Source organism: Winogradskyella rapida, assembly GCF_042675845.1.
Lineage (GTDB): Bacteria > Bacteroidota > Bacteroidia > Flavobacteriales > Flavobacteriaceae > Winogradskyella > Winogradskyella rapida.
The window spans coordinates 42,206-54,511 of the sequence record NZ_JBHTKM010000048.1 but is presented as its reverse complement, the minus strand read 5'-3'; the positions used below and the strand labels follow the sequence as shown (position 1 = coordinate 54,511).

General features: G+C 34.9%; 11 protein-coding genes. 6 read left to right on the top strand and 5 right to left on the bottom strand.

Annotated features, from left to right (window positions below):
* Positions 1–11: 11 nt before the first annotated feature.
* Positions 12–383: a ribosome silencing factor gene (gene rsfS, locus ACFQ13_RS06560; protein ID WP_114310905.1), complete on the bottom strand. Its 372-nt coding sequence runs from the start codon at positions 381–383 to the stop codon at positions 12–14.
* 94 nt (positions 384–477) lie between these two features.
* Here rsfS and ACFQ13_RS06555 point away from each other — a divergent pair, with 94 nt between their 5' ends.
* Positions 478–1,209: a biotin--[acetyl-CoA-carboxylase] ligase gene (locus tag ACFQ13_RS06555; RefSeq protein ID WP_386115436.1), complete on the top strand. Its 732-nt coding sequence runs from the start codon at positions 478–480 to the stop codon at positions 1,207–1,209.
* 22 nt (positions 1,210–1,231) lie between these two features.
* On the opposite strand, the gene ACFQ13_RS06550 is transcribed toward ACFQ13_RS06555, so the two are convergent.
* A complete protein-coding gene (locus ACFQ13_RS06550) occupies positions 1,232–1,627 on the bottom strand; it encodes an SRPBCC family protein (RefSeq protein WP_114310907.1) in 396 nt (131 codons plus the stop codon).
* A gap of 73 nt (positions 1,628–1,700) precedes the next feature.
* The gene (gene pyrE / locus ACFQ13_RS06545; RefSeq protein ID WP_114310908.1) at positions 1,701–2,345 is read right to left on the bottom strand and encodes an orotate phosphoribosyltransferase; all 645 of its coding nucleotides are present in this window, start codon (positions 2,343–2,345) and stop codon (positions 1,701–1,703) included.
* Positions 2,346–2,464: 119 nt separating this feature from the next.
* Between pyrE and ACFQ13_RS06540 the strand changes: the two genes are divergently transcribed.
* On the top strand, positions 2,465–3,046 hold the full coding sequence (locus ACFQ13_RS06540; protein ID WP_386115433.1) for an NUDIX hydrolase: 582 nt from the start codon (positions 2,465–2,467) through the stop codon (positions 3,044–3,046).
* Positions 3,047–3,156: 110 nt separating this feature from the next.
* Here the strand turns inward: ACFQ13_RS06540 and ACFQ13_RS06535 are convergent, their stop codons facing one another.
* On the bottom strand, positions 3,157–4,905 hold the full coding sequence (locus tag ACFQ13_RS06535; protein WP_386115429.1) for a M14 family metallopeptidase: 1,749 nt from the start codon (positions 4,903–4,905) through the stop codon (positions 3,157–3,159).
* 39 nt (positions 4,906–4,944) lie between these two features.
* On the opposite strand from ACFQ13_RS06535, the gene ACFQ13_RS06530 reads away from it, so the two are divergent.
* Complete coding sequence (locus ACFQ13_RS06530; RefSeq protein ID WP_386115426.1) at positions 4,945–5,313, top strand: DUF7793 family protein; 369 nt, start codon at positions 4,945–4,947, stop codon at positions 5,311–5,313.
* A gap of 68 nt (positions 5,314–5,381) precedes the next feature.
* Positions 5,382–6,314, top strand: a complete 933-nt coding sequence (gene ctlX, locus ACFQ13_RS06525) for a citrulline utilization hydrolase CtlX (protein WP_386115423.1) — start codon at positions 5,382–5,384, stop codon at positions 6,312–6,314.
* Between the two features lie 37 nt (positions 6,315–6,351).
* Here the strand turns inward: ctlX and ACFQ13_RS06520 are convergent, their stop codons facing one another.
* Positions 6,352–8,394 carry an ATP-binding protein gene (locus ACFQ13_RS06520; RefSeq protein WP_386115420.1) on the bottom strand — a complete coding sequence of 681 codons (2,043 nt, stop codon included), beginning with the start codon at positions 8,392–8,394 and terminating at the stop codon, positions 6,352–6,354.
* Between the two features lie 510 nt (positions 8,395–8,904).
* Here ACFQ13_RS06520 and argS point away from each other — a divergent pair.
* Positions 8,905–10,683: an arginine--tRNA ligase gene (argS, locus tag ACFQ13_RS06515; RefSeq protein WP_386115417.1), complete on the top strand. Its 1,779-nt coding sequence runs from the start codon at positions 8,905–8,907 to the stop codon at positions 10,681–10,683.
* A 211-nt stretch (positions 10,684–10,894) separates the two neighbouring features.
* The gene (locus tag ACFQ13_RS06510) at positions 10,895–12,187 is read left to right on the top strand and encodes a carboxypeptidase-like regulatory domain-containing protein (protein WP_386115415.1); all 1,293 of its coding nucleotides are present in this window, start codon (positions 10,895–10,897) and stop codon (positions 12,185–12,187) included.
* The last annotated feature ends 119 nt before the right edge of the window (positions 12,188–12,306 follow it).

Genomic DNA, 12,306 nt, shown 5'->3' with positions numbered 1-12,306 from the left:
ATGTCCTTTATTTAGTAACTCGTTTCTATTTGGGTAACCTTTGCGTCTCCCCAAAGTTCTTCAATATCGTAAAATTCTCTAATATGTTTTTGAAACACATGCACCACAACGTTTACGTAATCCATCAAAACCCATTCTGCATTATCTGTCCCTTCAACATGCCAAGGCTTGTCTTTAAGGGATTTACTAACTTGTTTTTGAACGGAATTGACGATGGCGTTTACTTGTGTGTTTGAAGAACCTTCACAAACAATAAAATAATCACAAACAGTATTTTCTATTTCTCGTAAATCTAATATTGTTATCTCTTTTCCTTTAACTTCCTCGATGCCTCCGATGATAGCTGTAATGAGTTGGTCTGTAGGTATTTTATCTTTCGTCATTAATTTGTTATAATTTTATGCAAAGTTATTATTTTTTTAGTTCTTGTAGGCGCATAATGTCATAAGAAAACTATAAAATAAATTTGCGTATTAAATGTACATAATCAAACTTAATGCCATTGACTCTACAAATAGCTATCTCAAAGATTTGGCAGCAGTGTCCTTACCCAAGGATTATACAGTAGTTGCGGCCGATTTGCAGACCAAAGGGAAGGGACAAATGGGAGCAGAGTGGCACGCTGAAGCGGGTAAAAACCTTACTGCTAGTGTGTTTAAAAGAATACCAAATTTTAAAGTTACAGATCAGTTTTATATTAGTATGACGGTGGCTTTAGCCATAAGCACGGCTTTAAGTCACTTTAAAATTCCGCAATTACGGATAAAATGGCCCAACGACATTTTGTCAGCCAACCGTAAGATCTGTGGAATATTGATTGAAAATGTCATAAAAAATAACCAATTGCAAGGGTCTATTATTGGATTTGGACTCAATGTCAATCAGAAACTATTCGAGAATTTACCCCAAGCGTCGTCAATGAGTGTATTAACGGGGATATTATATGATAAAGATGAAGTGCTTGCTGAAGTTTTAAAACAACTGCAAATTTATTTCGAGATTTTGGAATCGGGACAGTTAGAGGATCTGAAGTATAAGTATGAAAGTCTACTGTTTAGAAAAGATAAACCCTCAACGTTTTTGGGGGCGGATGACCAGCGGTTTGCCGGAATAATTCAAGGCATTACGGAAACGGGACAGTTACAAGTTTGGACCGAGGATGACATTATTAAATATTTCGATCTGAAAGAAGTAAAACTGTTATACTAAATCCAAACTTATACGTCTTGCTTTAAATAGCGGTTTTCATTTTAGTGACTAAGGTTTCCATAAATTTACTAATAGGATTCTTAATCATCATGGCCATCATAGCATTAAAATCGCCTTCAAAATGTAACTGAACCTCTGTTTTTTGCTCGGCGACTTCGTTGATATCTGCAATTAAAGCGAAGTCTAATTTTCCACCTGCAGCACCTAATACAATTTTAGAGTGGGGTACGGCTTCCTTTTTCTTTAAGATAATATCAGGCATGCCTTTTAGAGCAAATAAAAATTTATCCGTGTCTAAAACTTCAAATTTACTAATGTTTTCAGGCATTAAGCTTTCAAAGTTTTTAATGTCAGAAAGAAAATTAAAAGTGGTTTCTGCGGATTGGTCTAAAGTAACTTTAGGAGATTCTAATTTCATAGTTGTGTTTTATATGGTGAGTCTTAAGGCGTATTAAGACTAACGACTTCTTTAAAAGATTGACGTCATCAATTTATTGTGGTGACCAAGCACTAGGGTTGGCATTCCATTTGGCTAAAATATTTTGTTGCTCAGTGGTAATATAGTAGGTGTCTACAGCTTGCTCTAACAAGTTTTCATAATTACCTAAGGTATGCAATTCAACATCAGCCTCTTCAAAATTCTTTTTGGCAACATCAAATCCGTAAGAAAAGATGGCTACCATACCTTTAATGTTTACTTCAGCTTCTTTTAAAGCTTGAACAGCATTAAGGCTACTCATCCCTGTACTAATAAGGTCTTCTACAACAACAACGGTTTGTCCTTTTTCAATATAACCTTCAATTTGGTTTTGGCGGCCGTGCTTTTTTGCTTCTGGTCTAACATATACAAAAGGCAAATTTAAATATTCAGCAACGAGGGCCCCTATACCAATAGCGCCGGTAGCAACCCCAGCAATAACATCGGGCTTACCATAAAGGTCTTCTATGTTTTTTGCTATAGTCGCGCGGATATAGTTTCTAATTTGTGGAAACGATAAAACAATTCTGTTATCGCAATAAATAGGAGATTTCCAGCCAGAAGCCCAAGTAAACGGGTTTTCGGGTTGTAATTTTATAGCATTGATTTGCAATAAAACTTCGGCTGTTTTTTTGGCGGTGTCTTTGTTAAAAATCATATTACAAAAATAATGATTTTTCAATCTTAAGAAATTTTAAATTAATTAAATTTTCATTTCAAATACTTTCTCGAAAAAAATAATATTTTTACATATATAATGTTGAAACCAACTAAAGGATGTACACAATATATGTAGGTGATAAACCCATCATTTTAACCACTGAGAATAAGAAAGAAACCGATTTTAAATCCTTTCTTTTAAAGTCCGTAAATATAGGCAAGGTTATAAAGACCTTAAACCGTACGGATTTAAAGGCTGTGCATTTAATTCATAAGAATGAAGAGAAGCTGCTGAAAAAGTTTTTAAAGCTTTTACCTAATGTAGTCGCCGGAGGTGGAAAAGTCTATAACGATAAGAATGAGGTCTTGTTTATCTATAGAAATGATAAATGGGATCTGCCAAAAGGTAAGGCCGAACGTAAAGAAACCATTGAAGAAACGGCAATACGGGAAGTTGAAGAGGAAACAGGGGTCGAGGGTTTAAAGATTACAAAGCCTCTACAAACCACCTACCATATCTTTAAACGAAACGGAAAGCATAAGATAAAAGTCACCCATTGGTTTGAAATGAAAACGACTTTTAGCGGTACTTTGTCGCCTCAAGAAAATGAAGGGATAACTAAGGTCGAATGGCTAAATGAAAAAGCGTCTCAAGAAGCTTTAGAAAACAGCTACGCTAATATTCGTATTTTGGTATAGGGCTTTTAAGTCTGAAGCCATAGTACTTCTCGTTTTAAAAATGTTATGCCTTAAACCGTTGCTTTTATTAAAGGCAACGGCATTAAAAGGATCTACTAAAACTTAGGGCATTACTCCGTAATACGATATATAGGATATTGTAAGTGGGCCTTCTCGTAATACTTACTTTGTTTGTGTAGCCAATCTAATTGCGCATACCAATTGTTGGCAAAGGCTTCATCATAACTAACTTTTACATTAAATTCCATTTGTAAGTTGGGATTGTTGTTTAGAAGCTCTTCAGCTTTATCTTCCCATACATAAGGCGAAAATCCTTCCTTTTGCTGTAAAATAGTATCGAAGAAATTCCAATTAAAAAAAGAATCTACAGCCATAGGCTCTAAGGTTTCAATAAGATAACGTAGGGCATATTGATCTGTTGGAACCAAATAATCTCCTTTTCTAAAAGTCTTGTTTATTAAGGTGGAACTAACCTGAGTATTGTAATGCGCATAATGACCTTCATATGGGGTCTTTCTCGTGTTATAATTACTAATTTTATAAGATTCTACCGTAATAAGGGTGTCTTTAGATAAGGTTTGGTACTGCACATTATTACGATTTAATAAGCTTAGGACGTGATGCCAACCTTGTGGGATAACATAGGCTTTAGGTATGGTAACCGAATCTTTTGCTGTAAAATAATCTTGATAGGCGATAGGTCTGGTGTAAGGTTCGTCTCGGTTATATTTTAAACGTTCTGCTCCGGTAAAATTACTTACAATGCTATGGCCTTCATAACCTTTGAATTCTCGCGTTGATGATTTTGTGCTGTCTACTTCCCATTGCAACGGGTAGCTTGCACCTGCATACCATAAGTTCTGTTGTTCGCGCTGAAGGGCTTTTATTTCAGAACTTTGTTCGTCTGTAATTTCAATCATACTTTTAAGCAATTCATAGGTGCCTTCGACACGTTGCTTGTAGGGTTTAAGCATATGCGTTTCAACCATCATTCCTAGAGTATTGAATAAAGACGTATAGCCGGTAGAATAACGAGGGCTGTCTAAAAATTGTGTAAAGCCTGTTTCTGGTGTCCGATTAAAAACATTAACGTAGGGCGTAATGTCCCAAGACTTTTTAGCTAGCTTTTCCTCTAAAGTAGGCATCATTGTTTTATGGATGTAGTTCCCCAAGGGGCCACCTAATTTATTGTGCTGTGTAAATAAATGGGTTAATGTATATTGGTAATCGGCGCCATTACTCACATGAGTATCTATAAAAACATCGGGTTGTACCATGTGGAAAATCTCAGCAAAAGTTTGTGCGTTCTTGGTGTCCGACTTTATAAAATCACGATTTAAGTCATAGTTTCTAGCATTTCCTCTAAAGCCATAGGTTTCAGGACCATTTTGGTTGGTTCTAGAGTTTGCATTTCTATTTAAACTACCTCCAACATTATATATAGGGATGGTAACAATAACCGTATTTGAAGGCGACTCTATTTTACCTTGGGCCCAATCTCTAAATAACATCATGGTGGCATCAATACCGTCGGGTTCCCCAGGATGAATTCCATTATTAATGAAGAGAATTTGCTGCTTCTGTCTTAAAACTTCAAAATCAGTAGGGGTGTCTGTACTATTAAATGTAGCGACGTGTAAAGGTTTGCCGGCATCGGTTTCTCCCATCTCTTGTAATGAAATTTGAGGGTAGGTTTCAGCTAAAGCGTTATAATAGGCAATGGTTTCTTGGTAAGTTGCCGTTTTATGACCTTCACTTTGCTCAAAAACGGTAGTGAAATTGTAAGAAACTTCAGGTTTATCAACCTTATTTTTTTTACAAGCAACTAGTAATAAGGCGAGTACAAAGAGTTTTTTCATAACAGAGAATTTGAGCTAAATTTACTTATATTTATTGACATGAAGACCTATAAATTAAGCTTTGGGGAGATCAGTATTCTTAACCCTAAACTCGCTGAAGTTATTATTAACGAAGGCGTAATCATGGACGTTGACATGGTTGTAGATTATCATAAATTTCTCATGGATCATCTTGAGGCACCCTTTGCCCTCTTGGTAAATAAAAAACACTCGTATACCTATACGTTTGAAGCCCAAAAAAATATTGTTAATCACGATGTGACTAAGGCCATTGCAGTGGTAAATAAGGTTTATGCCTCTAAGTTGGCGACGGATGTTTTAATCAACATTAACAGAGAAAGTAAGTGGAATATAAAAACCTTTAGGGAACGTGAAGAGGCTTTAAAGTGGTTAGAAGAACAAGCTTAGTTTTAACTTTATTTTCGCTTAAAAAATTATAACTTCGCATTTCATTATTTACCCCTATTTTATAATAAATGCAACAAACAACAAATACGATATTGATGATTCGTCCTATCAACTTCAGGATGAATGAACAAACCGCAGTTAACAATTATTTTCAAGAAGATTTAGATCTTAAAAATGCCGAAATTAACGCCAAAGCTCAGGAAGAATTTGATGCTTTTGTTGAAAAATTAAGAGCGGTCGGAATTCAGGTTATTGTAGAAAATGATGATGTTTTAAACGATACGCCAGACTCTATTTTTCCTAACAATTGGGTGAGTTTTCATAGTAATGGTGATGTGGGCAAGTATCCTATGTTTGCAGAAAATAGAAGACGAGAACGTAGAGATGAAATTTTTGTAAGACTTGAAGAAGAAGGGTTTTTAATTGAGAATATTATAGACTATACTTCTGCAGAACATGAAGGTTACTTTTTAGAAGGTACTGGGAGTGTTATTCTAGACCGTACCAATAGAAAAGCCTACTGTGCTTTATCACCTAGAGCGGATGAAGAATTGTTTATTGAATTCTGCGAAGATTTTGAATATAGTCCCGTTATTTTTACAGCTTACCAATCTGTAGATGGCGAACGCTTGCCAATTTACCATACCAATGTTATGATGTGTATTGCAGATCAGTTTGCTGTGATTTGCTTAGATAGTATTGATGATAAAAAGGAGCGTAAAAATGTAGTGAAGCATTTAAAGCAAGAAGGAAAAGAAATCATTTCTATTACTGAAGCTCAAATGCACAATTTTGCTGGAAATATGCTACAGTTGTTAGGCGCCAATGATCAGCAATATCTAGTAATGAGTGAAGCGGCACACCAGAGTTTAACAGCAACACAAGTGGCCAACATAGAAAAGTATTGTCCTATTATTTCGAGTTCTTTAGAGACTATTGAAACTTGTGGTGGAGGTAGTGCTCGTTGTATGATGGCAGAAGTATTCTTGCCTAAAAAATAGAAAGAAAAGAAACGAATTTAAAGCTTAGGTATTGGGCTTAAGCTTTAAATTCTGACTTTGGGAGTTCAACGTAAAATTTACTTCCTACGTTTTCTATACTTTCCACCCAAATCTTACCATTATTAAGTTCTACTAAGTCCTTAGCAATAGAAAGCCCTAAGCCGGTACCTTTTTCATTTTTAGTACCCTTAGTTGTAAAGTTTTTATGGGCTGCAAATAATTTGGAAATATTACCATGAGCAATACCAACTCCGGTATCTTCTATAGTAATACGACAGTTTCCGTCGACCTCACGATTAGAAATGGTTATAACATCTCCTGTTCTGCTGAATTTAACCGCATTGGTAATTAAGTTCTGGATTACAATTTCTACCATACTACGGTCGGCATAAATTAAGTCGTACTGCGATTCATCATTCAGAACAATACGTTTGTTTTCTATCTTTTGTTCTACTAAGGCTATCTTAGTATGAAAGACTTCTTGTATGTTAAAAACTTCAGGTTTAGGTTCTAAACTTTGTAGTTGCGATTTGGACCAATTCAGTAAATTAAATAATAGGGAAGAGGCATTGTTCGCATTTTCGCTTAACTCCGGAATTAATTCAAAAAACTCTTCTTTAGAGATATTATCTTCAGTTAAGAGGTCTATAAACGCTTTTATTGAGGATATTGAATCTTTTAAGTCGTGAGATACAATAGAAAATAATTTATCCTTCACTTGGTTAACTTCTTCCAAATGTTGCGTTTTTTCTAAGATGCTTTCCGTTTTTGTCTTCGCTTCAGCCAACTTGAGTTGATGGGCTTTAATAGCGTCTTTATGCGCTTTAAGTTTTAAGAGCGTAAAGGCTAAAAATAGCATTAACAACAAGGCAAGGGTTATAGAACTGTATAAAACATAAGGCTTATCTTTTGTTGGTACTGCAAGCTTTGTGTTGTCTGTAGTTTTTTTTGCTTCTGAAGTATTAGCAATAAGATCTAGGTGCTCAATATGCTTAGGAACAACGGGCATTTCTATTTTATTCAGTGTGGCTTTAAGCGCGTAATATTTACTTTGCCAGGTAAAAGCTTTTTGGTAATTACCGCGTATAGAGTCTAAACTCATACGGAGTTTATAGTTCTCTAAAAGTGCGGGATTGTGGTTAAGTTCTGTTGCAATACTATGGGCTTCACTTAACTGTTCTTCAGCAATACTAAGCTTGTTATTTTTAATATTTAAGTTTCCTACAGCATTTAGCGCATCTAATAAACCTGTTTTGTTGTTGTATTTACGGTTATAGACTAAACCTTCGTTTAAATACTCTGAAGCCTTATCGTATTCTTTAAAACGTAAGTATTCCGTTCCTATTTTAGGAAGGATTTCACCTCGTAATTTCTGATCTTCCAAAGGGTCTAAAAGCGCTAAAGCATCTTCATAATAATGAATAGCTCTTCGGTGTTCTTGCAAAACGGAATAAAGTTCAGCAATATTTATTGTCGTGGTTTTTATCCCCTCGGTATCTAGTATTTGTTTTCTAACCTCTAAGGTTTTAAAGTTAAACGCTATAGCTTCATCAATCTGGTTGATTTTATAATAAGCTTCGGCAAGATTATTATAGGCAGAACTCAGCTCGTGTTTTAAAGAGAGCATTTCAAAAATATCAATAGCGGATAGTGAATTTTGTAAGCCGGTTTTGTAGTTGCCTCGCTTTAGTTCTATATGGCCAATACGGTTACTCACACGTGCTACGCCTAAGGTGTCTTTTAATTGTAGGTATAGGTCTCTAGACTTTTCATAACTATCAATAGCATTGTAGTAATCATTACGATTGGCATAAATTAAAGCTCTGTAGTAGCTGCTTTCAGCTAAACCTCTAGTGTAATGAAGCGTTTCAGAGAGTTTAGACGTTTCATCAATAAAAAGTAAGGCCTTACTGTGATTGTTGTTCTCGTAAAGTTCATTTATAAGCATAAGCGACACTTCTACTTTTGTAGTGTCGGCTTTTAGGTAGGCTAATTGAACAGTGAGTCTGTCTATTTTTTCATTTTGAGAAAAAACAGCAAACGACAAGAGACAAACAGCCATGGTAAGGTACTGTTTCATCTCAAATAGCGTTATAACAAATTGCGCTGTTTCGGTGTGAAAAACTTTTATAGAGGGATAGCAAAAGTAAGTTAACACAAAACAATAACAATCTTGTTAATGTTTGATTATTAAGCTTCATCAATGTTTGGGACATAAATTAATAGCAGACCAAAAGTGCTATTCTGAATGCAGATATGCTAATTATTAGGATTTAATACCAATATATTAGTTAAACTGACTAAAAATCTTTCCTTAATTCCTAATAATGCAATATTAAATATAGATTAAGAATTCTGAGTGTTTTCTTCGGGCTGATGTTCTTGATAATAAAGCGGTTTCAAATAAGGCCTTAGTTTTAGAACCTTAAGCCGCTTCCATCTATAGAGGTTATACGGCGCTTTAAAAAGTGATTTAGAGCCTGTAATACTCACCGAATACGACTTCCTTAATTATGTGTCCACAGAGGAAGAATAAAATAATAAAACTGCTATCTTTGCCAACGTTTTAAAATAGATAATACGGCAAAATATGAAGCTTCAAGAGACTTTAGAATTACATGTAAAAGCAGCGATACAAGCGTTGTTTGAAAAGGAATTACCATCAGTAGAATTTCAAGCAACTCGCAAGGAGTTTGCAGGAGATGTAACCGTGGTTGTATTCCCTATGTTGCGTGTAGTAAAAGGTAACCCTGTGGTTATTGGCGAGCAAGTTGGTCAATATTTACAAGATCATGTAGATTTAGTCAAAGGATTTAATGTGGTTAAAGGATTTTTAAATATTGAAATTAGTGATCAGTATTATTTTGATTTCTTTCAATCTATAAAAAACGATGATCAGTTCGGTTTTGTAAAGCAAACCGATGATAAAGCGATTATGGTGGAGTATTCTTCGCCTAATACTAATAAACCTTTGCATTTAGGACACGTTAGAAATGTGCTTTTAGGGTATAGTGTTTCAGAAATTTTAAAAGCTTCTGGAAGAAAAGTTTATAAAACCCAAATTATCAATGATAGAGGGATTCATATTTGTAAAAGTATGTTGGCTTATCAGAAATTTGGTGAAGGTGAAACCCCAACAGAAACCTTAAAAGGCGATAAATTAGTTGGGAATTACTACGTAAAATTCGATCAAGAATATAAGGCTGAAATTGCTGAATTAGTAGCCCAAGGCCAATCGGAAGAAGCCGCTAAAAAAAATGCTCCACTATTATTAGAGGCTCAAGAAATGCTTTTAAAGTGGGAAGCTGGTGATACAGAAGTGGTTGCACTTTGGGAAAAAATGAACCAATGGGTTTATGATGGTTTTGATGTAACTTATAAAAATATAGGGGTAGATTTTGATACCTATTATTACGAAAGTAACACCTATTTATTAGGAAAGGAGTTTGTTGCTGAAGGTTTAAAAACCGGAGTCTTTTTTAAGAAAGAAGATGGCTCGGTGTGGTGCGATTTAACGGAAGATGGATTAGACGAAAAAATTGTTTTGCGTAGTGATGGTACTGCCGTTTATATGACCCAAGATATTGGGACAGCTATACAACGTATTAAAGATTACCCTGATGTAGGAGGGATGGTTTATACCGTAGGAAATGAGCAAGACTACCACTTTAAAGTGTTGTTTTTAATCTTGAAGAAATTAGGATTTGAATGGGCTGAAAACTTATTTCATTTAAGTTATGGTATGGTCGATTTACCAAGCGGGAAAATGAAGAGTAGAGAAGGAACTGTTGTTGATGCTGATGATTTAATACAAGAGATGTCCGATACTGCTGAAGAGATTTCTAAAGAATTAGGTAAACTTGAAGACTACTCCGAATCAGAGAAAAAAGCACTTTACAGAACCATTGGTTTAGGAGCGCTTAAATATTACATCTTAAAAGTTGACCCTAAGAAACGAATTTTATTTGACCCTAAAGAGTCTATCGATTTCCAAGGGAATACAGGACCGTTTATTCAGTATACTTATGCTAGAATTCAATCTATTTTAAGAAAAGCGAATAGTGAGGCGTCTGAAACTAGTGATGTAACAACTTTTAGCTTCCATGAAAAAGAAAAACAATTAATAAAGCAGTTAGAGCAATTCCCTGAAGTTATTCAGAATGCTGCCGATCAACATAGTCCTGCTTTAATTGCTAACTATACGTATGAATTGGTGAAGGACTTTAATTCGTTCTACCAAAATGTTTCTATTCTTGGTGCCGATACAGAAGCCGAAAAAACATTTAGAGTGGCCTTATCTAAAACGGTAAGCCAAACTATTAAAAATGCTTTAGCGGTATTAGGTATAGAAGTTCCAGAACGTATGTAGTCATTTGGCTTAAACATGCCTTAATTTATATCCTTATAATATTTTGAGTATTATAAGATGAGCAACGGTTTCTTAGTCTTTTTATAAAGATGAAGAAACCGTTTCTTTTTTTAAGATTTATAGAGAACGTTTTTTTAACATTCTGAATACGAGTAGTTTCTGCTATTTTTCGTATATTAAGGATGTTGTTGATTTATTAAATCTTATTGTTATGGAAAAATCTTACCGAATAAAATCCTATGGTGTTACCCTTATAACACTTTGTTTTGGGCTTTTCTTTTTAAACGCTCAATCGGATTTCAAAACTTATCAAGGAACAGTTATAGATGGTGTAACGGAAGAGGCTATTGAGTTAGCGAGCCTCAATGTTTTAGAAACGAACATTAGTACCATTTCAAATTCGGAAGGTGCGTTTACATTAAAAGTTCCTGAAGCCCATCTTAATTCTAAATTAAAAATCGCTTACTTAGGGTATAATTCTTACGTTATCCCCTTATCAGAATTAAAGAATGACAAAGCGGTTATTAAACTTTATAAAGCTGTTACAGCCTTATCTCCTGTCAGTATTTCCGCTTTTAAAGATGCCGAACGTTTAGTTCGAAAAATTTTTGAAGACAAGCATCACAATGTTGGGACCCCCTCAGTATTTATGACGGCTTTTTATAGAGAAACCATTAAACGTCGTAATCGAAATGTCTCTCTCACTGAAGCCGTTGTTAATATCTTAAAAGAACCTAATACCTCGCAACAGCGTGATGCTATTCAATTGAGCAAGGCCAGAAAGAGTACCGATTATAAGCGTCTCGATACCGTGTCTGTAAAATTACAAGGAGGTCCCTTTTCTACGATTTATATGGATATCATGAAATATCCTGAATACATTTTTACGGATAAAAGTATTTCTGGATATCAATTTTCTTTCGATGCGCCTTCGGTAATTAATAATCGTTCGGTTTATGTGGTGAATTTTGTACCTAAAAGTGAAAAGCAACCGATTAAGTATCTCGGGAAACTTTACGTAGACGTAGAATCTTTAGCTTTGGTTAGTGCCCATTATACCTTAGATCTTAGCGATCAGAAACAAGCTAGAAATTTATTGGTGAAGAAAAAACCTCGAGATGTTATTGTCTATCCTTTAGAAGCTAATTATCGTGTAGACTATCAGCAAAAAGGAGACCAGTGGTACTACAGTTATTCAAATTTAAATTTGACCTTTAAGGTGAATAAAAAACGTCAGCTGTTTAATAAGGTTTATACCCTTGCTAGTGAAATGGCAGTGACGGATTGGGAAGTTAATAGTGAGATAAAACGGATTAAAAATAAAGATAGATTAAAGCCTACCGTAATTATTACGGATGCGATTTCCGGATTTTCAGATCCTAATTTTTGGGGGAAATACAATCTTATAGAGCCGAATAAATCTATAGAATCTGCTATTGATAAGATTCGAAAAAATATTAAAAAGCAAAAGAAACGCGAAAATAAGAACACTGCAAATGGCTAGATCATAGCCATAAAAATTATAAATTGTGTTAGTCTGAACGTCTGCCTTCCCTAAGGTGGACGTTTTCAGTTTAGGACCTAACTTATGCTGCGGTAATAGCTTGTGCGACGTAAAGCTTT